At 63.6% G+C, this 20,048-nt stretch carries 17 protein-coding genes; 7 read left to right on the forward strand and 10 right to left on the reverse strand.

From position 1 onward, the window contains the following. Positions 1-76: 76 nt before the first annotated feature. Positions 77-1,594, forward strand: a complete 1,518-nt coding sequence (gene istA, locus G432_RS12260; RefSeq protein WP_015449228.1) for an IS21 family transposase — start codon at positions 77-79, stop codon at positions 1,592-1,594. Next, positions 1,581-2,309: an IS21-like element helper ATPase IstB gene (istB, locus tag G432_RS12265; protein ID WP_015449229.1), complete on the forward strand. Its 729-nt coding sequence runs from the start codon at positions 1,581-1,583 to the stop codon at positions 2,307-2,309. Before istA (G432_RS12260) ends, istB (G432_RS12265) begins: the two co-directional genes overlap by 14 nt. Before the next feature lie 127 nt (positions 2,310-2,436). Here istB (G432_RS12265) and G432_RS24100 read toward each other — a convergent pair whose 3' ends face one another. The 4 genes from G432_RS24100 to G432_RS12285 are packed head-to-tail and all read right to left on the reverse strand — an operon-like array spanning position 2,437 to position 7,010. Continuing rightward, complete coding sequence (locus G432_RS24100) at positions 2,437-3,009, reverse strand: DUF1156 domain-containing protein (RefSeq protein ID WP_015459149.1); 573 nt, start codon at positions 3,007-3,009, stop codon at positions 2,437-2,439. Next, positions 3,009-3,575: a DUF3780 domain-containing protein gene (locus tag G432_RS12275; RefSeq protein ID WP_015459150.1), complete on the reverse strand. Its 567-nt coding sequence runs from the start codon at positions 3,573-3,575 to the stop codon at positions 3,009-3,011. Before G432_RS12275 ends, G432_RS24100 begins: the two co-directional genes overlap by 1 nt. A gap of 39 nt (positions 3,576-3,614) precedes the next feature. After that, positions 3,615-6,719, reverse strand: a complete 3,105-nt coding sequence (locus G432_RS12280; RefSeq protein ID WP_015459151.1) for an anti-phage-associated DUF499 domain-containing protein — start codon at positions 6,717-6,719, stop codon at positions 3,615-3,617. A gap of 15 nt (positions 6,720-6,734) precedes the next feature. Continuing rightward, positions 6,735-7,010, reverse strand: a complete 276-nt coding sequence (locus tag G432_RS12285; protein ID WP_015459152.1) for a hypothetical protein — start codon at positions 7,008-7,010, stop codon at positions 6,735-6,737. A 175-nt stretch (positions 7,011-7,185) separates the two neighbouring features. Here G432_RS12285 and G432_RS12290 point away from each other — a divergent pair, with 175 nt between their 5' ends. Genes G432_RS12290 through G432_RS12300 form a run of 3 tightly spaced genes read left to right on the forward strand, consistent with a single transcriptional unit; the run spans position 7,186 to position 10,189 of the window. Next, a complete protein-coding gene (locus G432_RS12290; protein ID WP_015459153.1) occupies positions 7,186-7,743 on the forward strand; it encodes an SLATT domain-containing protein in 558 nt (185 codons plus the stop codon). Next, complete coding sequence (locus G432_RS12295) at positions 7,743-9,284, forward strand: nucleotidyltransferase (protein WP_015459154.1); 1,542 nt, start codon at positions 7,743-7,745, stop codon at positions 9,282-9,284. Before G432_RS12290 ends, G432_RS12295 begins: the two co-directional genes overlap by 1 nt. Positions 9,285-9,304: 20 nt before the next feature. Continuing rightward, positions 9,305-10,189, forward strand: coding sequence for an SMODS domain-containing nucleotidyltransferase (locus G432_RS12300; protein ID WP_015459155.1), 885 nt, complete (start codon positions 9,305-9,307; stop codon positions 10,187-10,189). Positions 10,190-10,228: 39 nt separating this feature from the next. On the opposite strand, the gene G432_RS12305 is transcribed toward G432_RS12300, so the two are convergent. Next, on the reverse strand, positions 10,229-10,708 hold the full coding sequence (locus tag G432_RS12305) for an ATP-binding domain-containing protein (protein WP_015459156.1): 480 nt from the start codon (positions 10,706-10,708) through the stop codon (positions 10,229-10,231). A gap of 123 nt (positions 10,709-10,831) precedes the next feature. Here G432_RS12305 and istA (G432_RS12310) point away from each other — a divergent pair, with 123 nt between their 5' ends. Both istA (G432_RS12310) and istB (G432_RS12315) read left to right on the forward strand, forming a co-directional pair. Beyond that, positions 10,832-12,349, forward strand: a complete 1,518-nt coding sequence (gene istA / locus G432_RS12310) for an IS21 family transposase (protein WP_015449228.1) — start codon at positions 10,832-10,834, stop codon at positions 12,347-12,349. Continuing rightward, the gene (gene istB, locus G432_RS12315) at positions 12,336-13,064 is read left to right on the forward strand and encodes an IS21-like element helper ATPase IstB (RefSeq protein ID WP_015449229.1); all 729 of its coding nucleotides are present in this window, start codon (positions 12,336-12,338) and stop codon (positions 13,062-13,064) included. The genes istA (G432_RS12310) and istB (G432_RS12315) overlap by 14 nt, the downstream gene beginning before the upstream one ends. Positions 13,065-13,198: 134 nt before the next feature. Here istB (G432_RS12315) and G432_RS23735 read toward each other — a convergent pair whose 3' ends face one another. The 5 genes from G432_RS23735 to G432_RS12340 all read right to left on the reverse strand — a co-directional run bounded on the left by G432_RS23735 (position 13,199) and on the right by G432_RS12340 (position 19,708). After that, complete coding sequence (locus G432_RS23735; RefSeq protein ID WP_187293999.1) at positions 13,199-15,430, reverse strand: DNA helicase UvrD; 2,232 nt, start codon at positions 15,428-15,430, stop codon at positions 13,199-13,201. A 193-nt stretch (positions 15,431-15,623) separates the two neighbouring features. Next, positions 15,624-15,824, reverse strand: a complete 201-nt coding sequence (locus G432_RS12325) for a DUF5818 domain-containing protein (RefSeq protein ID WP_015459158.1) — start codon at positions 15,822-15,824, stop codon at positions 15,624-15,626. Between the two features lie 227 nt (positions 15,825-16,051). Further along, entirely contained in the window at positions 16,052-16,915 is an 864-nt protein-coding gene (locus G432_RS12330) for a DNA/RNA non-specific endonuclease (RefSeq protein WP_015459159.1), read from the reverse strand. An 11-nt stretch (positions 16,916-16,926) separates the two neighbouring features. Continuing rightward, positions 16,927-18,366, reverse strand: coding sequence for a DUF2235 domain-containing protein (locus G432_RS12335; RefSeq protein ID WP_041864900.1), 1,440 nt, complete (start codon positions 18,364-18,366; stop codon positions 16,927-16,929). A 118-nt stretch (positions 18,367-18,484) separates the two neighbouring features. Beyond that, positions 18,485-19,708 carry a hypothetical protein gene (locus G432_RS12340; protein ID WP_015459161.1) on the reverse strand — a complete coding sequence of 408 codons (1,224 nt, stop codon included), beginning with the start codon at positions 19,706-19,708 and terminating at the stop codon, positions 18,485-18,487. Between the last annotated feature and the right edge of the window lie 340 nt (positions 19,709-20,048).

The following is a 20,048-nucleotide window of genomic DNA, read 5'->3' on the forward strand; positions in this document are numbered from 1 at the left end:
CGGCGTCTAAAATTGACCCCCATCATTCCAGAGTGTGAGGCGTCGCGGCTTGGGCTTCCAGGCGGCGAGGACGGGGATGTTGATTGTGGAGACTATTGCCAAGATACGCAGGGAGCACAGGGACGGTAAGCCGATCAAAGAGATTGCGCGTGATTTACGGTTGTCGCGCAACACGGTGCGCAAGGCGATCCGTGCTCCGGAGGCGGATTTCAGCTACGAGAGGAAGGAGCAGCATCGTCCGCAGACCGGTCCATTTCGCGAACGGTTAGATGAGTTGCTGGCGGAGAACGAAGAGCGCCCCCGGCGCGAGCGACTGCGGCTGACGCGGATTCATGATCTGCTGGAACGTGAGGGGTTCACCGGCTCCTACGATGCGGTGCGGCGCTATGCGGCCCGCTGGAAGCAGGAGCGCCACGCCGGTGGCAGCGGGGATATGAGCAAGGTGTTCATCCCGCTCATGTTCCGGCCTGGCGAGGCCTACCAGTTTGATTGGAGCCACGAGGACGTGGAGATCGCCGGCAAGCCGATGCGGGTTAAGGTGGCGCATATGCGGCTATGCTGGTCGCGGGCGCCCTTTGTGCGGGCTTATCCGCGTGAGACCCAGGAGATGGTGTTTGACGCCCATGCCAGGGGCTTTGCTTTTCTCGGCGGGGTGCCGACGCGCGGCATCTACGACAACATGAAGACCGCGGTGACGACGGTGTTCACTGGCAAGGAGCGGGTGTTCAACCGGCGCTTCCTGATCATGACGGATCATTATGGCGTTGAGCCGGTGGCCTGTAGCCCGGCGGCAGGCTGGGAGAAGGGACAGGTCGAGAACCAGGTCCAGACCGGCAGGGAACGGCTGTTCAAGCCACGTCTGCGGTTTGCCAGCATGGAAGAGTTGAACGCATGGCTGGAGGCCGAGTGTCGCCGATGGGCCGAGCGCTATGCCCATCCGGATATGGAAGATATGACCATCGCCCAGGCACTGGAGATGGAACGACCCTCCCTACAGCCGCTCACCACGCCTTTTGACGGCTTCTTCGAGAGCGAACATGTGGCGAGCTCGACCTGCCTCGTCAGCTTCGATCGCAACCGTTACTCGGTCATGGCCGTTGCTGCCCGGCATGCGGTGCAACTGCGCGCCTATGCCGACCGGGTCGTCATCCGTTGTGCCGGCAAGGTGGTCGCCGAGCATGCCCGCCTGTTCGGCCGCAATCAGACGAAGTTCGATCCCTGGCACTATCTGCCGGTCCTGATCCGCAAGCCAGGCGCATTGCGCAACGGCGCTCCCTTCCAGGACTGGGATCTTCCGCCGGCCCTGGCCCAGCTGCGCCGCAAGCTGGGCAAAAGCGATGACGCAGACCGACGCTTTGTACGGGTACTGGCAGCGGTGCCCGAGGATGGCCTGGAGGCAGTCGAAGCTGCCGTGCGCGAAGCCATGGCGGCGGGCACGGCCAATGACGAGGTCATTCTCAACATCCTGTCGCGCCGACGCGAACCACAGCCTGTGCAGGCGATCAATGTTGTCGTCGATCTCAGGCTCAAGCATCCGCCCATTGCCGATTGCGCGCGCTACGATACGGTGCGAGGCCTCAATGCAGCGGCATGAGATGTTGGCAGCCCTCAAGGGGCTGGGCCTGAAGGGCATGATCGCCGCGTTCGACGATGCCGTCACCAATGGCATCCGCCGTGACCGGACCGCCATGGAGATGCTTGGCGATCTGCTACGCGCCGAAACGGCCCACCGTGAAGCCGCCTCGATCCGGTATCGCATGACTGCGGCCAGGCTGCCGGCCATCAAGGATCTCGACGGCTTTGTCTTCGCCGACACACCGATCAACGAGAGCCTGGTGCGTTCGCTCCATGCCGGCTCGTTCCTGCCGGAACGGCGCAATATCGTGCTGGTTGGTGGCACCGGCACCGGCAAGACGCATCTCGCGCTCGCCATCACCGCTGCGGTGGTCCGCGCCGGGGCCAGGGGCCGGTTCTTCAATACCGTCGATCTGGTCAATCGTCTGGAGGAAGAAACCCGGCAGGCCAAGGCCGGCAGCCTGGCCGCCCAGATGGCCCGCCTGGACGTCGTGGTTCTGGACGAGCTCGGGTATCTGCCGTTCGCCCGGTCAGGAGGCCAGATGCTGTTCCATCTGATCAGCAAACTCTACGAAAAGACCTCGGTGATCATCACCACCAATCTCGCCTTCGGCGAATGGCCTAGCGTCTTCCAGGATGCCAAAATGACGACGGCGCTGCTGGACCGTGTCACGCATCATTGCGACATCATCGAAACCGGCAACGACAGCTGGCGGTTCAAAAACCGAAGCTAAGAGACGGGAAAAACCCCTTCCCCCGGACCCCCATCCCCGGCGGTTACCCCGGTGGGTCCACAGGTACCTCCCGCGGACGCCGCCGCCAGCGCTCCTGACGGCGCGCGTCGGCGTCCGCGGGTCCCTCCTATGGACTACCGGGATAACCGCCGGAACTCACGAAAAAGGGGGTCAATGTTGGGCGCCGATAGGGGGTCAACTTTGCGCGCCGGTTGACACGCTTGACGACGGGCGCGTCCTTTCTCCAAGCAACTTTGCCCGTGGCAACGGCGCCCAGAAATGCTTCATCATTTACAGCTTCAGCTGTGCCGCGGATCGCGAATAGTTCACGAAGCCCCGCAAGATCGAGGATACGTTCGCTGAGCAGTATCTGCGCCACCTCGGCAGCCTTCGTGCTCTGATCTCGAAAGATGAAGGCCTCATCGTCGATGCGCATCAGTTTCTCGAATATCTCGAGATCTTTCGCTGGATCGTCAGTTGCCGGCAACAGCGCGCCCAGGACGCAGGCCCTAACCAGAACGAGTGGTTTACGTCCCTTCCAGTATGATCCCAACGCTGTCAGGGTCTGTGACTGAACGGCCTTGCGTTCCTTCTGCGCTTCTACGGAGATCTTCTGAGCCGGCCAAAGGCGCTCAATCAAGGCAGGCGCGTCTTGAAGCGAAAGTGGCTGGACCGTCGCGGCAATGGTCTGGTTCGTCATCACAGGTCCTCGAAACTGATCTGTCGCTTGTTGCCGGCTTCGACAGCGCCGGCGCCCTCCGTGAGTCCGATGCGGATCGCCTTGCGCCATCCCTTGTCGATGTCCTCGGCCCGCCCGGTGGCGTGGACGGCCATCGAATAGAGCCACCAGCGCTCTTCGGGACGAAGACCGGTCCATGCGTCGATGGCGGCGGGGATAAGGCTGGCCTCGCAGCTCTCGACCGCCCAGACCAGTACGCAGAGCTCACGGCCGAGAAGCCGGTGAACGTCATTGTCACCCGACGTCCACTTGCCGGATCCCATCTTACGACCCTTCAGACGCTCGTTGAAGGCAGTCCGCACTGCTGCGGAGATCTGCCGCCAACGCTTCTGGTCGAGACGGCACCGAACGACGCGATCCGAACGCATGTTAGTCTGCGGATCATACTGCGGACCCGTGATGCCGAAGTCCTCGATGATCTCGACGAGGTCGCGACCGTTGGCCGGGATGCGGACGACGAAGCGCTGGGGATCGATCTCGTTGGTCGGCACCCCATAGCCGATCGTCGCCATGCTCTTGCTGGCCATGCTCATTTTCCTTTCGTGACACCCGGACCGAAATCCGGCTCACGCCTGTTCGATGTCGGTTCCTGTGTAGATTTCCTCGATCGCGCCCATGAACGCGTCGATCTCGGCGGCGCGATCGACGGATGCCGACTTCCACTGCACCTTCACCTCGGCGAGCTCGTTCCCGAGCTGAGCGCGGGCGAACTTCGCCACTTCCTCGATGGCACCGGGCTTCACGGGCACGTCGCCGCTGAAGCTGGTGCTGACGTTGTTTCCGCCGGAGCCGACGATGACGACGACGCTGCGGAACGTGATGCCCGCCTCTTTGGCCTTCGTGACGGCGGCGAAGACCTTCTCTGTCGTGCCCAGGCTGATCGGCTTGCGAATCGTGGCAGGCTTTTCGCCGTCGATCATCTGACCGGCGCCGTCGCGCCGATTCACGCGGAATTCCTTCCGAATGACGACGCCTTCCGCTTCCGCGTGAGCATAGATCGTGACGTCAGTCTTGCCGTCTAATTTGATGGGACCGTCGTACACAGCTCCCTCGGCAGGGTTCGTGCCGTCGATGTTCCAGCGGATCGTGCCGGTGGGCTTCACCGTCAGCTCAACCTCGTAGCCGCCGCCGACGGGCTTCGGTTCGTGGGTCAGATTGAGGCTATTCAGCCATTCCGTGGCCGCGCCCTTCTGGTGGTTGCCGTCCGGATCGACCGCTAAGAAGAAGCGCTTCATATCGGTCGTGCGCACGGTGGTGTCGTCCAGAACCGTGGAGCTTTCCGACACGTCCGACGAGTTCGACCAATAGATGACGGGGTTGGATCCAGCGTTCTTCGGGCTGATGAACAGCGTCGCCTCGCCGGTCTTCTCATCGTAGTTGAGGACGTCGACGTTGACGCTCGTCTTCTCCTTCTCGAACGGACCCTTCTCGATCCAGCCGGTGCCGCTGTCCCGCCAGTCGCCCCGCGACAGGGCGATCTTGCGGAGCTCGTCCAGCCCGCCGCGGGGAAGCCACAGCCAGCGCACGTTAGAGGCTGCGCGATCCTGCACGTCGGCCCAGCGGGCACGCCGCTCGCTTGCGGGCCACAGCATGTCCTGCGCGCGATCCCGTAGCTTGGCGTAGTTCTCCTCCACGGAGAGGATCAGCTTCTGCGAGTTGACGTCGGTCAGCGCGCCTTCGGTCGCAGCCTCGCCGTCATAGCCGGCGCCATCCGTCCGGCGATGCGCGTCGAGCTTCAGCGCGGTGCTGACGAGACCGTCGGTGCCGCCCGGGACGCGCATCGGGAACCAGATCTTGTTCAGCGTCGAGGCGATCGTGGCGTACACGTCGATCTCGGCGTCCGTCTGGCGCTTCTCCAGATCGGCTCGGTTCTGGCTGTTGGGTCCCTCCGCTTGGATAACCTTTTCCACGGCATAGGCCGTGCGGACCTTCTCCTCGACACTGGCGAGGCTGTGGTCGTCGCCACTGACGATCGCGAAGTTGTTCTTCTCGGTCGTGCCCTCGAACAGCATCCGCGCCTTCTCGGGCGGGATCTGCGCGTCGGGTGACAGGACGATGAGGAGACGCTCCCCCTTGGTGTCGATGTCCTCGAGCTTCGGAAGAGCGAGGACGCGGCCGTAGGCGTTCTTCCGCTTGGGGGTGAAGAGCTCGATCAGGCGGCGTGCGAGATCCGCATCGATCTTCGGCTGGGCGGTCGTACGTGCGGTGTTCTCGATCTTCTTGGTCAGATTCTCATTCTTGGAGAAGATCCAAGCGCCGTTCTCGCGCTTGTGGAGGTACCAGGAGCGCTGCACCAGCGCGTCGAAGCCAGCGATGATGTCGCTCTCAGGCCGGCCGGGCGCGATGAGGTAGGCGCGGATCGTGTCTTCCTGCAGGCCCTTCACGGCGTCGTTGGCCTCGGCGAGCGATGCCATCAGGATGAGGCGGGCCGCCTGGCTGGCTGCGTCGTTTCCGGCGTTGGCGTCGATCGCCTCGGCATGTGCGTCGCTCGCACCTGTGTCGACGATGTCCTGCGTGATCGCGGCATCGAGATTGTAGATGCTGTTGACGAAGTCCCGCGTTTCGCGCTCCGCAAGGTCGAGATGCTGCGGGCCGAGCAGGTAGACGTCGTTGTACTGCCGGCCTTGGGCGGCTTTGATCATGAGCGCGGCGATGCGCATCAAGCCGCGCGTCTGGCGGAAGTTTTCGTTGTCCTTGAACGTGGCGACCACGGTCTTGAGTCCGGGATGGAAGGGGTACGTCGCCGAAACCTCGTCGGCGATCTTCTCCGCTGACTTGGTGATCATGTTCGCCGTGACCGCGTCGGACAGCAGCTGGCCGTATGTCTCGGCAACGGTGGTGATCAGGCCTCCATCCGGTTCCTCGGCAAGCAGACGCTTGCGAAGGATGCGGTAGATCTCGTCGGATCCGAGCTCCACCGGAGTGATCGGCTTGGTCTGGCGGGTCGCCTCGGCCGAAATCTGCGAGATGATCTTCGAGAGCTCGCCGCTTGCCTTGTACTGGCCAACGAGCGTCGAGAGCACGATGCACAGGCGGGGCAGTTTCGTGGCGGCCGAAAGCAGGTTGGCCAGCGCGTGGGAGGTGACGTCGCCGAGATGGCCGCCGCCGACCGAGATGGTGACGGCGTTCTCCAGATACGGAGGCAGCTCATCGATCAAGATGAGCGTCGGTTCGTCACCGAACAATGCCCGCCAATCATCCTCGTTCGGGGCCTTGGCGCCGTTACTCCAGAACTTGGAGAACAGCTCCTCCTTGCCGAGCTGGCGCGCGACCGAACCCCACAGATAGACGTCGTGCGGGATGTTGCGCCCGGAGATTACAACCACCTTGGCCGGGACGGGAGCGAAGCCCTTCACGATCGCGGGATCGACGTCGGCAGCCAGTTGGGGATGAGCGGCTAGGTAGCCTGCAGCGAGCATCGAGTGCGTCTTGCCGCCACCCATCGCCTGCCGCAGCTCGAAGGCCGCCTGGTCATTGAGCCCGGCAAGCCGCTGCATCGTCATGCGCAGAAGCGTTGCCATGCCTTCCGTGACGTACGTCTTGTCGAAGAAGGTGCGGGCGTCCGCCTCCGAGTGACCAACGAGGTCCGCAAGATCCTCGATCTGCTTGGTGAGGGCGACCTCAATCGCATCCTGCTTGAACTTGCAGACGTCGAGCACAGTCTGGAGCATGTTATGGACCTTCGTTCAGCTGGCGGTTGGCGTGGCGGTATCGCTGGGAGCGGTTGAGGCGAGATGCTTGCGGACGGCGTCTTCCAGATCGACGATCCGGTCGCGCTTCGAGATGATGACCTTCAGCAATCTCGTTCCGACGTCATCGGGACAGGGGTTGGCGGAGGAGAGCCAGTAGCGCACCGCGCGATCCGACACGCCGAGGTCAGCGGCGATGGGCGCCTGCCATCGCTCGCCGTACAGTGCCTCTCCGACCAGGCGGAGCAGATCAAGGTTCGAATTTTCCCCCATGCTTCCGGGGTTCTAGGAAGCGAAAAGGCTTTGGCCAACCGGTTTTTCGTGAGGAGGCCAATCCATCTACACTCTTCCACCGTGAGAACGAGTAGCCTGAAGCGGATTCGCCCTATGCGTGTAACCACGCGTAAGGTACAAACCCGGAACGGTGGCGCTGGGGGAGGTAGTTGTCTTGGCCGATTTCACGCATTTGGAAGATCAGATCCGCGATTGCTATGGCCGTGTCGTCTATACCCACAAGACACACGAGAAGATGGCCGACCGCTGCAGTCGGACGCTGCGGCGGTTCAAGATTGCACAGATCGTACTTACTGCGGTCACGGCGTCCGGCGCGTTCTCGGTCGTCTTTCTTGACGACACCTTGCTGAAGATCGCGACTGCGGTGGCGTCGATCGCGAGCCTCATCATCTCGGGATACATGAAGGGATTCGATCCCGGCGCCACGGCGCAGAAGCACAGGGATGCGGCCGCAAGCATGTGGCCAATCCGGGAGTCATATCTTTCCCTCCTCACCGACCTTCGCATGAAGCGGATCTCGGACGATGAAGCAGTCAAGGAGCGTGACGCGCTTCAGGCCAAGCTGGCCGCCATCTACAGGGGCGCGCCACAGACCACGGGTGACGCCTACACCGATGCCCAGGACGCACTGAAGAACAAGGAAGATCTCACCTTCTCCGATGCCGAGATCGACTGCTTCCTCCCAACCTCGCTTCGGAAGACCGCCGCCTGATGGCGCAGCCGAGCCGAACCGGGGAGGGGCTGATTCAGGATCTGGCCGAGGTTCTGGAAATCCCGGTTTCGCGCTACGAGTCAGCCGACCGCAGTTACAGGTCGGTCAGCCGGTGGCTCGATCGGCCGGAATCCCGGTTCGCCCACGTTGATCTGGACGTATACACGCAGGGCTCGTTCCGGCTGGGTACTGCCATTCGGCCGCTGAATGGCGAAGAGCACTACGATCTCGACATCGTCTGCGAGTTCCGCATCAGCAAGGCGCACACGACACAGAAGCAGCTGCACGACGATCTCGGGCATGAGCTCGAGTTGTATGCGGCTAAGCATGGGATGCAGGAGCCGTCACCCTGGCAACGATGCTGGACATTGAACTACGCGGACGAAGCCCAATTCCACATGGATGTGCTGCCATCCGTCCCTGACGCTCAACGGCAGAGGGTGCTGCGAGAGGCGCGATCTCTCCCGCTCGACTACGTGGACCAGTCGGTGTCGATCACCGACACCGAACACGCGAACTTCCGACGACTTTCCGACGAATGGCCGGCCAGCAATCCCAACGGATATGCTGACTGGTTTCAGTCCCGCATGAAGCCGGCTTTCGAGAGTCGCCGAAAGGCGATTATGCTGGCCGAAGCGAAGGCGGACGTGGCTGACATCCCCGTTTACCGGGTGAAGACGCCGCTCCAGTCGGCCATCCAGATCCTGAAGCGTCATCGAGACATGCGCTTCGCCGACGAACCCGAGCGCCGCCCGACGTCGATCGTCATCACCACGCTCGCGGCGCATGCCTATCAGCAGGAGACGACCATCTCGGGCGCGCTCCTGAGCATTCTCCAGCGCATGGACAGCTACATCGTCCAGCAGGACAACGGGTACTGGATCGCCAACCCGTCGGATCCGCGCGAGAACTTCGCGGACGCGTGGAACGAGGATGCGGATCGCCGCGACGCATTCTATGACTGGCTGGAGACGGCGCGCGCCGACTTCAGCCTGGCCGCCAGCCAGCAGGATCCCTCTGCGTTCGTGGACGCTTTGGCGCCTCGCATCGGCCGAAGCCTGGTGGAGGCAGCCGTTGCGCGACGGAGCCGTCCGTCGACAGGTGGAATGTCGTTCGTCAGCAGGGCCAGCCGGGCGCTGCAGCGTGTGATCGACGCTCCGCACCGCAAGCCTGCAACATGGCCCACTGTGCGCTCGGGCACCGTCGAGATCATCGTGGCGACCGCGATGCGGGATGGTTTCCGTCCGCGGATATTCACGAGCGACGATGCGCCTGTTCCACCCGGTGCCAAGCTGCGCTTCGACGCGCGGACCGATGTGCCTCGCCCGTTTCGCGTCTACTGGCAGGTGGTGAACACCGGCGCGGCAGCCACCGCGGCGCGGAACCTGCGGGGGGGATTTGACGAAGTCACTGTGGTGCCCGGTGTCCTGTCGAGAACCGAGGACGCCAAGTATCCCGGATCCCACAGCATCGAGTGCTTCGTCGTGAAGGATGGCTATCTGGCGGCTCGAAGCGGGCCGTTTCTCGTGAACATCGGATAGAAGACGGAAGTGGATCGGGGATGGGTGTCGGCGAGGATTTTTCGCGCTTCAAGGACGGCTACAACATCGATGCGTCGACGATGGCTTCGATCAGCTATCGCTATCGGCGCATAACCAGGCAGCTCAACAAGGACTTCTGGAACACCGAGTCCGAAACGACCCATAGTCTCTACGTGGGATCGTACGGTCGCGACACCGCAGCCCGCGGCCTCAGTGATCTCGACGTCGGGTTCGTTCTCCCCAACTCCCTATACCACCAGTACAACGCCCATCTGGGGAACGGCCAATCGGCACTTCTGCAGGCCGTCAAGCGCTCGATCCAGAAGACCTATACGACGTCGGAGAGCTTCGGGGACGGGCAGGTCGTGGTGGTCAGCTTCACCGACGGCATCACGTTCGAGATCCTGCCCGCCTTCGACAACTCCGATGGGGACAGCTGGACTTATCCCAACGCGAACGGCGGCGGCTCGTGGAAGACCTGCAATCCTCGTGCGGAAATGCGGGCGGTGGACACGCGAAGCCTCCTCACCAACAGGAACCTGAAATATCTGTGCCGCATGATGCGGGTGTGGCGTGACGTGCATTCCGTTCCGATGAGCGGAATGCTCATCGACACCCTGGCGTATCAGTTCATCGAAGGATGGGCGCACCGCGACAAGTCGTTCTTCTATCATGACTACATGGCGCGCGACTTCTTTCTCTACCTATCCCAGCGTGACACCACCCAGTCGTATTGGCGAGCGCCCGGCAGCGGGGCGCTGGTCGCTCGCAAGGGTGCCTTCGAGCGGAAGGCTGCGAGCGCGTATGCGAAGGCACTCGAAGCAATCACCTATGACGCCAACGGACATGATTGGTCACGTCGACAGAAGTGGCGCGAGATCTTCGGCACCCTCTTTCCGGCGTAGTGCTTTACAGATTGCCGATGCGATCTTGCCTCCCCTCCTTCACCACCTTTCACCGAAAAGGTGCTGAACGTGAGAAAGCGATGCCGGGACCGTCGGGTCTGAGCAGGTGACGCCCAGGTAGGTGGCAGCACGGGTCGCGCCGACATAGATGTACTTGTCGAAGAGATCAGGCTCTCGTTGTTCCAGCTTGTCGACATCCACGAAGAAGACGGCCTCGAACTCCAATCCTTTGATATGCTCCACCTCGAACACTCGAACATCGTTTTCCTGCCCCATCACCTGACCATCCGGACAAGCTACCGCGCGGATGTTTCTCGACTCGAGCCTTTCGCTCAATCCGGCAGCGATGGGCGCCATCGAGGCGCTCTCATTCACCAGGATCGCGATAGACGGTAGTTGGCCCGAGAAATCTTCTATTTCGCAGATCCTGTCGCCCAGCCACTCAATCAGCTCGGCCGAACTGGCCAGATCGGCCCCGAAGACTGGCTTCACACCTTCGTTCTCAAGGTGTTCGGGCATCCTCGTTGTGGAGCGGCGTGCAAAATTGACCCCCTTAGCGGGGTGATCGGCGTCTAAAATTGACCCCCATCATTCCAGAGTGTGAGGCGTCGCGGCTTGGGCTTCCAGGCGGCGAGGACGGGGATGTTGATTGTGGAGACTATTGCCAAGATACGCAGGGAGCACAGGGACGGTAAGCCGATCAAAGAGATTGCGCGTGATTTACGGTTGTCGCGCAACACGGTGCGCAAGGCGATCCGTGCTCCGGAGGCGGATTTCAGCTACGAGAGGAAGGAGCAGCATCGTCCGCAGACCGGTCCATTTCGCGAACGGTTAGATGAGTTGCTGGCGGAGAACGAAGAGCGCCCCCGGCGCGAGCGACTGCGGCTGACGCGGATTCATGATCTGCTGGAACGTGAGGGGTTCACCGGCTCCTACGATGCGGTGCGGCGCTATGCGGCCCGCTGGAAGCAGGAGCGCCACGCCGGTGGCAGCGGGGATATGAGCAAGGTGTTCATCCCGCTCATGTTCCGGCCTGGCGAGGCCTACCAGTTTGATTGGAGCCACGAGGACGTGGAGATCGCCGGCAAGCCGATGCGGGTTAAGGTGGCGCATATGCGGCTATGCTGGTCGCGGGCGCCCTTTGTGCGGGCTTATCCGCGTGAGACCCAGGAGATGGTGTTTGACGCCCATGCCAGGGGCTTTGCTTTTCTCGGCGGGGTGCCGACGCGCGGCATCTACGACAACATGAAGACCGCGGTGACGACGGTGTTCACTGGCAAGGAGCGGGTGTTCAACCGGCGCTTCCTGATCATGACGGATCATTATGGCGTTGAGCCGGTGGCCTGTAGCCCGGCGGCAGGCTGGGAGAAGGGACAGGTCGAGAACCAGGTCCAGACCGGCAGGGAACGGCTGTTCAAGCCACGTCTGCGGTTTGCCAGCATGGAAGAGTTGAACGCATGGCTGGAGGCCGAGTGTCGCCGATGGGCCGAGCGCTATGCCCATCCGGATATGGAAGATATGACCATCGCCCAGGCACTGGAGATGGAACGACCCTCCCTACAGCCGCTCACCACGCCTTTTGACGGCTTCTTCGAGAGCGAACATGTGGCGAGCTCGACCTGCCTCGTCAGCTTCGATCGCAACCGTTACTCGGTCATGGCCGTTGCTGCCCGGCATGCGGTGCAACTGCGCGCCTATGCCGACCGGGTCGTCATCCGTTGTGCCGGCAAGGTGGTCGCCGAGCATGCCCGCCTGTTCGGCCGCAATCAGACGAAGTTCGATCCCTGGCACTATCTGCCGGTCCTGATCCGCAAGCCAGGCGCATTGCGCAACGGCGCTCCCTTCCAGGACTGGGATCTTCCGCCGGCCCTGGCCCAGCTGCGCCGCAAGCTGGGCAAAAGCGATGACGCAGACCGACGCTTTGTACGGGTACTGGCAGCGGTGCCCGAGGATGGCCTGGAGGCAGTCGAAGCTGCCGTGCGCGAAGCCATGGCGGCGGGCACGGCCAATGACGAGGTCATTCTCAACATCCTGTCGCGCCGACGCGAACCACAGCCTGTGCAGGCGATCAATGTTGTCGTCGATCTCAGGCTCAAGCATCCGCCCATTGCCGATTGCGCGCGCTACGATACGGTGCGAGGCCTCAATGCAGCGGCATGAGATGTTGGCAGCCCTCAAGGGGCTGGGCCTGAAGGGCATGATCGCCGCGTTCGACGATGCCGTCACCAATGGCATCCGCCGTGACCGGACCGCCATGGAGATGCTTGGCGATCTGCTACGCGCCGAAACGGCCCACCGTGAAGCCGCCTCGATCCGGTATCGCATGACTGCGGCCAGGCTGCCGGCCATCAAGGATCTCGACGGCTTTGTCTTCGCCGACACACCGATCAACGAGAGCCTGGTGCGTTCGCTCCATGCCGGCTCGTTCCTGCCGGAACGGCGCAATATCGTGCTGGTTGGTGGCACCGGCACCGGCAAGACGCATCTCGCGCTCGCCATCACCGCTGCGGTGGTCCGCGCCGGGGCCAGGGGCCGGTTCTTCAATACCGTCGATCTGGTCAATCGTCTGGAGGAAGAAACCCGGCAGGCCAAGGCCGGCAGCCTGGCCGCCCAGATGGCCCGCCTGGACGTCGTGGTTCTGGACGAGCTCGGGTATCTGCCGTTCGCCCGGTCAGGAGGCCAGATGCTGTTCCATCTGATCAGCAAACTCTACGAAAAGACCTCGGTGATCATCACCACCAATCTCGCCTTCGGCGAATGGCCTAGCGTCTTCCAGGATGCCAAAATGACGACGGCGCTGCTGGACCGTGTCACGCATCATTGCGACATCATCGAAACCGGCAACGACAGCTGGCGGTTCAAAAACCGAAGCTAAGAGACGGGAAAAACCCCTTCCCCCGGACCCCCATCCCCGGCGGTTACCCCGGTGGGTCCACAGGTACCTCCCGCGGACGCCGCCGCCAGCGCTCCTGACGGCGCGCGTCGGCGTCCGCGGGTCCCTCCTATGGACTACCGGGATAACCGCCGGAACTCACGAAAAAGGGGGTCAATGTTGGGCGCCGATAGGGGGTCAACTTTGCGCGCCGGTTGACACATCCTCGTCGATGCCTTTCCGTCCTTGGCCGCCAAGGCGCTGGCGAGTTCGTTGAGACGTCGGCTCTGTCTGTAGGCCACGTCGATCTCGCGGACGTCGATATCAGGGAAGATCCAGCGAAGGTGATCGACTGAGCGGGCGCCCCAGACTGTTAGGCGTTGATTGAAGTCGCCACATGCAAAGAACGAGTTCGTCCAAGGACTTGCCAGCGCCGCCATGCAGGCGAGCTGGACCGGCGAGAAATCCGTCGCCTCATCGACAAGGATTTGGTTGCGCTGCAAGCGGCTGACATCGCTCAGGATCTGCGGTGTGCGATCCCCCAGGCGCCGCATGAGGTTAGTGTCGTCAAGCATGTCGCGGGCATTGCGCAGCATGGCGAGCAGGATGACGTCGACCTCGTGCGGCGAAACCTCCCCTCCAGCGATGTCGCTTTCCTGGTACCATCGACCGACCGCTAATCGTGCTCGGCGGAAGGTTCGATAACGTGCCGGCACGCCCCTGACGAAGGCAGTCGGCGAGGCAACTAGCCGTCGAGCAGCTCTCTGCACGACGACTAACTCGCCGATGTCGGCCATCTCCGGCAGCATCATACCACGATCCGTCAGCCACTGGAGGACCCGGCCGTTGCGGCTGGTACGTGACACCGGTCGCTTGCGAGCCTCGGCCACAGCCCGCCCTCGCAGCGCCTTTAGGAAGGCGTCCTGCGCGGCCCGGCGCCCCTGTTGCGGTACCTCATCTTCATCATCGCCCTCCGCGTCCTCGTCGTCTTCAACGTCAGGAGAGAGCGTCACGATGAACCGGGCGAGGTCGTCGAGCAGCGTAGGGTCGGCAGCCACCTGCCTGGCCAGCGGACGGCGTAGTCGCTGCCGAATTTCGTCGTTCAGGCTCGACGATGTCTTACGAAGCTCCTCGAACACGGCAGACACAGCGGCAATCGCTGCCACCGGGCGGGTGGACGCGCTCGATAGTAGCCCCGCTACTCGGCTTCCGATGCGGGCGATCGTCGGATCTGCTGATCCCCCGATCGCGGCAGCGTGTGCCGAGATTTGCTCGAGGAAGATGGCGGACGAGAAGGCATTGAAATCCTCGAACCAGGCGATCTGGTCGGTGATCGTGGCTGGCTGGAGGGGGTCCACTCGTTCGTTGATGACGAGCGTTCCGCCAGTGGCCGAACGCAAGATCGGAAGGGAACGCCGGGCCAGATCCCGCCGGTGGTCGCTCCAGGTTCGGATGCGCTGCTCGGGTGCTGGAACGCCCTCCCGCGCGAACGCCTCCTTGACGTACTGCTTTAGCAGCTCGGTGGGCGTGAACATGAGCCACGACTGATTATGGGGCGGTCCGTTTGCATCCGCCGTTTCGACCAGATCCTGTTCCTCCTCCGAGAGGAACTGGAAGTCTACCTTCTGGCGGAGACGCCGGACCAGCGTCGTGGTCTTGCCGGTGCCGGGGGGACCAAGAATGGCGAGGCGGCTGTCGAGGGGAAGCCGAAAGATTTCGTCTTGGAACTGGTCCAGGATCGGCTGATCCCGCAGCTGCATGGCGGTAAGAACCGAACGCCGCAGACCTTCCACCACGTTGACGGCTTCGTCGTCATCCGCAAGTTGCCGCTCGAGGGCATCCAGATCGTCATCTGCGTACCCCGCCGCCGCGAGAAGCTCGCGAAGCGAAACAATAGTTAGAGGGCCGTGTCCCTCTGCCTGGAAAACAGTTGGCTGGGAGTCCCACATCCCGCCCGGGCACGTTGGCTTGAATACCGCTTTTTCGACCACTTCGAGGTCTACAGCTCCCGAGGGCAATCGGATGCGCGCGAAGTCTCCCACGGGCAATGCCGCAAGGCGTCCTTTCGGCCCAAGGTTGCTACACAGCTGCACACCGCCGCAGGTGACTGGCGTCGCACGGCAGATGTAGAGCGTCTCACGTCGATCGTTCTCATCTGCCACTACAACCCGAGCGATCGCGGGTTCATCCCTCAGGTGTCGATACGCAGACGCAAGTTCTCCTTGCACACGTCCGAGATTCTCGACCGCTCTCGAGGCAGTAAGCTCGTTGATCCCCGCGAACGCATCCACACCGGCGGGGCGCTGTCCGATTAGGGATGCCGCGGCGCTGACGATCTGCTCGAAGGTGCCGAGCGCATCTTCGGCCAAGTCCCGAAGTATTACCGACCGGTCGCTCTGTTCGTCCTCTTTAGCGCTTGTGGCCACATCGCTCCCCCGTGATCCCCGGGGAAGAGTTGAGCGGAAACAACAGATTGCCGCAAGCTGATATCGACCGATCTCTCACCCGCCACCTTCGTGCTGAGGCAAGGATCATCGGGATGAAGGACATCGGCGTTCTACGTCACACTCGTTCGATTCGCTCCACGGCCAGCAGATCGAAGCCATCCCGAACGCCGACGACATTCACGCGCATGCCCAGCAGGCGCCGTGCTTTCCATCCTGCGTCCAGCCGCCAGGTTCCTCCGCCCGCCACCTCCAGTACCAGTTCTCCGCGCTGCTCCAGCAGGATTCCGGTGATCTCGTGGCGTGTCCCCCGCGGCATTTCGCCTCCTCAGCAGCGATGGTCGCGCCATAGGGGCGGCCAGGTGAGTACCGTTGCGCACGATGATTGCCGCGCCAAGCCATGAAGGTGCGAGACTGCGGGTCCCACCGCACATAACCCGCAAGTTCGGCTGGATGTGATGCGGTTCGGCTCGGAGGCGGTTCGCCGACAACGGGACCGAGGCCGGATTTTGGAGCTTCGATCGCGTCCGCGGATGCGTGTGGCGCTCACCGTCCTCGACGGGTCGCTGGTCGTTCCGGGGGTATTTCGTCCGGCGTAGGGTCGGCCGGGGCCGGCTCACCGCAGCCGAGCTCGGTGTCGAGGCTGGCGAACGGAACCGTTGCTCGCGGAAACAGCACGAGACGGCTGCGCAGCTCCACGTGCAGAAGGCTGACGCGGGCGTCGCAGTAGTCGCTGCGCCTCGCGGCCGCCTGATCGAACACGAACGCCGTGGCGCGGCCATCGGCGAGCGCGACGACCTTCCAATAGCCGGACGGCACGCGCTGATAGGGGCCGCCGGTCGGAAGAGGCTTCATCATCCGCTCGAATAGCGGGCCCGTGTAGACGTAGACGGGCACCCCGAGCCGAGTTGCCAGCGCGCGCTCCCTGTCCTCCAGCCGAACCCAAGGCCCCTGGTTGAGCGCCGAACTCTGGGGCGTGATGTTCGACAGGATGTTCGTGTCCGCTGCATGCGGGGTGCCGGAGAAGGACGACAGGGGCGCTTGATGGCCTCGGTCGATGTGGAGCGCGCCACTGGCGCCATCGTACGCATCCGGGGTCAGGGTCTCGTCCGATGACAGCCAGGGATCACGCCGCCAGTCGCGATCGCCCGATACCCCGATGCCCTCCCTGGTGACGCGGTAGGCGACCCAGTCCGCGAGCTTGGTCAGGTCGTTGGACGAGAGGGTGTAGATCTCGCGAACGACGATGTCGTTCGTGGCGGGCGCCCCGATGGGACACCCCTGCAGGCAGTGGAACGTATGGAGCTCCGATGCGCGGCTTTGTGCAGCGGCCGCGAATGGAGTCGCGAGCCCGACCAAGAATGCCGCGGCACCGGCAATCCTGGCCGTCAGGCGCGATGTGCGGATCATGGTTGCGGATGTCACGCGCCGAACCTGTCACGGAAGCGTTCGTGGTTGCGGAGCGCCTCCGGCCTATAAGGTCCCTCGCCGCCCTGACGAGGGACGCTGGGCAGTTCGAACCGCTCCTCGACAGAAGGGTGCAGGGTGGCCGTTTCGATCGGCTGCCGCCGCTCGACCTTCCAGGTCAGCGCGCGCGTGAGCCATCGCAGGGGCGCGGGAGTACGGGCCCGGATGGTGTCCGCCATGCCAGCGACCTCGTCGTGCTGGAGCCCTGCGGCTGACGGGAAGAGCCGCAGCCGGCTGTCGTCGACCAAGAGCGGATGGGGGACCGAACGCGCCTCTTCGAGCATCCACTGCAGCGAGATGTCGGACAGCCTCGACTCCGACTCGGGGTAGCTGCCGCCGATGTCGGAATGGTTCCCGGCGAACCATAGCTGGATGAAGGGCTTGGCTTCGCCCTCGACTTCGGGCGGTCGCTCGACACCCTTTCCCCAGCCCCATTTCAGACGCGGGAAGTCGGCGCGGTTCTCGTCGATCGCTATGGCGTGGCGCGCGTAGAGGACCGACCGGCTGAGCAGCCGGTCGAAGTTGCGCCCGCTCCACTGCGCGAGATGCATGCTGGGCCACCGTCGTCCAGGAAGCGGAGGCCACATGATCTTGAGCGCCGTGCGCAGATAACCCCACAGCGTCCAGCCCCCGATGACGGCGGCGGCGGCAAGGAAGGACCATGTCCAGCGAATGCCGAACGCCCAGTGCGCGACCCCGGCGAGCGTCGCGGCGGCCGCGGCGACGAGCAGCGCCACTAGGGCGGCGAGGGCGATCCTGAGCGGCCCCTTGGCGCCCAGGGAGGCGACGGTGTCGAACACGCCGACGAAGTAGGGCGCCACGTTGGCCTCTCCGCCGGCATCCGAACCGAAGTCGTGCCGGAACCGACGGGCGAGCTCGTCCCGCTCCTCCTCGTACTTCGCGCGGTCGTGGCCGGCGCCGTGCTCGTAGACGCGGATCACCGCCCGCCCGGAGATCTCACGGACCCGTAGCCGGAATCGGGGTAGCTCACCTTCGGGCACCTTGGTGGGCACGCCGCAGAGCATGAGGACGTTGGCGATGCACCGTGCGGTGTAGGCGCCGCGGCTGAAGCCGAAGAGCCAGATCCGATCGCCCGGCGTGTAGTGGTTGACGATGAACTCGTAGCAGTCCGCGATGTTGGTGGTGATGCCGCGACCGGTCACCGAGGACAGCAGCTTAGTGATGCCGCGCCGGATGGAGGTGATGCCGGTGGCGCTGGTGTCCGTGCCGAGGCCGGGATCGTAGAACGCGACCTGCAGGCGGGGATCGATCTGGCTGTCAGGGCCGGGACGGGCGGCGCGGTACATCTTGTAGATGTTGCTGAGCCGCTGCTCGGGCCTGACGCCACCGTCCTGCCCGGTGCCATCGGAGAATATGACGATGTTCTTGGGCACGGTACTCCCCTTCGCCGTCACCGTATCCCATTTGTTCCTTACAGCATAGTGTGGCAGCGCATGGAGGGGCACGTCGACAGGACGAATACGCACGTGGTTTGGCCGGCGACACCGTCGGCTACTCCTGGGTAACTTCGCGGACGGTGAAGTAGTCTACTTCGTAGCTGGCGTTCGGCGAGGCGTTCCCGTTGTTCAGGTAGACGAGAGGCGAGAAGAAGGCCGCGTCTGCAGGCAGGCGAAAGACCGACGCCGCCGTCTTGCCGATGATCGCCTTCCTGTCCTGCCAGGCCCGATCAGAGAACGAGAGATTGGCTCCCCAGGGATAGAAGCCATAGGAGGTGCCGTTGGGGATCCGAACTCCCGCTGCGTTGAAGACGACGATGCCGAGATAGGCGCCCGTCCTGTCGGGGTCGCCGTCGCCTTGGCGGATGCCGAGTGCGATCTCGAACTTCTGGTCGTCCGAAACGATCGGATAACGTGCGGTGGACTGGAACGCCACGTTGCCGCCAGGGATGCTGTAGGCGACGCCGGATCGGCCACCGCGACTTGCTGCCCACCGCATAGGCGCAAGCCGCCCGACGAGCGCTTCCTCATAACCCTTGAGGCCCTTGTCGAACGCCTCGTTGTCAGAGCACGCCGAGTAGTCGGTGGCTGACCGCGTGAGGGAGCCGAGATCTCCGATGAGCCCGGCCTCGGCGGCGTGCAGGCAAAGTGACGGATCCGCCTGCGCCCCGCTGGAGGTGTCGCGGCACGCGACGTCGCGTTGCTCCGTCACCGCCCCGCAGCCGCTCGTGTTGTTCCAGCCGCGATCCTCCCAAGCACATCCCGAGATCTGCTCCGCCTCGTCTAGAACGTCCGGTTTTGGGCCGGTGCAGATGCCGTCGTCCGGTGCGGGAATGCCGTCGGAGCGCAGGCACTGGACGGCGCGCGTGCGGGTCGCCGGATCGGCGCAGGTCGACGACCAGGCTCCATAGTCGCCGGTCCGCCAGTCGAAGGTGCATCCGTCGCGGCGTTCGGCGAAGTCGGTGGTGGCTGGCTTCGGCAACCGGCAGCGCGCCTCCTCGGCCGGCTTGTCGTCTGTCATGCATGTGACCGCGCGCGAACGAGGCGCCCGATCCGTGCAGGCGGCGAATCCGGTCCATTGCCACGCCCCCTCGACCCAGCGGCCATCGTCCTCAACTGGCTGATCGGGGATATGTGTCGCGTTCGTGGGTTTCGCGACCACTCGCCGCATCACCACCACGTCGCCGGGGGACGACGATTGCGCCAACGCTCCTGGCGCGGGAGCGCAGGCGAGTGTTGCGATCAGGCTCGCCTTCCAGAGGTTCTGCGTGACGGGCATGTGTTCTGCTCCTCGTCGGCCCCGTTCAACTGGTCGGGACAGCATTGTGCTGGTTCTAGATTGTCGGTTCAGCCGGCCATCCAGCAGCCGGATGGGGACGTATTTCCTCGCCCGATCGCATTCCGTCGCGACGTGGGGAACGGAGACTGGGGGCGGTGCTCCTCACGCTCCCATATCGCGCGCTGGATGGTGCGCGGCATCACGGCCGTTCGCGTCTGGCGGTCCACTCACCCTGCGCGCCGCTCCGCGTGGATCGGGATCTGGACCAGGCGCCGCCCGGAGGTGGCGCATCGTGTGCGTCTTGGTTTTAGGATGGTGGGAGCGCTTTCGGCAAGCGTCT

Source organism: Sphingomonas sp. MM-1 (genome assembly GCF_000347675.2).
Classification (GTDB): domain Bacteria; phylum Pseudomonadota; class Alphaproteobacteria; order Sphingomonadales; family Sphingomonadaceae; genus Sphingomonas_E; species Sphingomonas_E fennica.

What these genes read in the sequence shown, in the direction of transcription:
- istA (WP_015449228.1), top strand. Translation starts at nt 77, where the DNA reads ATGTTGATTGTGGAGACTATTGCCAAGATACGCAGGGAGCACAGGGAC.
- istB (WP_015449229.1), top strand. Translation starts at nt 1,581, where the DNA reads ATGCAGCGGCATGAGATGTTGGCAGCCCTCAAGGGGCTGGGCCTGAAG.
- G432_RS24100 (WP_015459149.1), bottom strand. Translation starts at nt 3,009, where the DNA reads ATGACGAACCAGACCATTGCCGCGACGGTCCAGCCACTTTCGCTTCAA.
- G432_RS12275 (WP_015459150.1), bottom strand. Translation starts at nt 3,575, where the DNA reads ATGGCCAGCAAGAGCATGGCGACGATCGGCTATGGGGTGCCGACCAAC.
- G432_RS12280 (WP_015459151.1), bottom strand. Translation starts at nt 6,719, where the DNA reads ATGCTCCAGACTGTGCTCGACGTCTGCAAGTTCAAGCAGGATGCGATT.
- G432_RS12285 (WP_015459152.1), bottom strand. Translation starts at nt 7,010, where the DNA reads ATGGGGGAAAATTCGAACCTTGATCTGCTCCGCCTGGTCGGAGAGGCA.
- G432_RS12295 (WP_015459154.1), top strand. Translation starts at nt 7,743, where the DNA reads ATGGCGCAGCCGAGCCGAACCGGGGAGGGGCTGATTCAGGATCTGGCC.
- G432_RS12300 (WP_015459155.1), top strand. Translation starts at nt 9,305, where the DNA reads ATGGGTGTCGGCGAGGATTTTTCGCGCTTCAAGGACGGCTACAACATC.
- G432_RS12305 (WP_015459156.1), bottom strand. Translation starts at nt 10,708, where the DNA reads ATGCCCGAACACCTTGAGAACGAAGGTGTGAAGCCAGTCTTCGGGGCC.
- istA (WP_015449228.1), top strand. Translation starts at nt 10,832, where the DNA reads ATGTTGATTGTGGAGACTATTGCCAAGATACGCAGGGAGCACAGGGAC.
- istB (WP_015449229.1), top strand. Translation starts at nt 12,336, where the DNA reads ATGCAGCGGCATGAGATGTTGGCAGCCCTCAAGGGGCTGGGCCTGAAG.
- G432_RS12325 (WP_015459158.1), bottom strand. Translation starts at nt 15,824, where the DNA reads ATGCCGCGGGGGACACGCCACGAGATCACCGGAATCCTGCTGGAGCAG.
- G432_RS12330 (WP_015459159.1), bottom strand. Translation starts at nt 16,915, where the DNA reads ATGATCCGCACATCGCGCCTGACGGCCAGGATTGCCGGTGCCGCGGCA.
- G432_RS12340 (WP_015459161.1), bottom strand. Translation starts at nt 19,708, where the DNA reads ATGCCCGTCACGCAGAACCTCTGGAAGGCGAGCCTGATCGCAACACTC.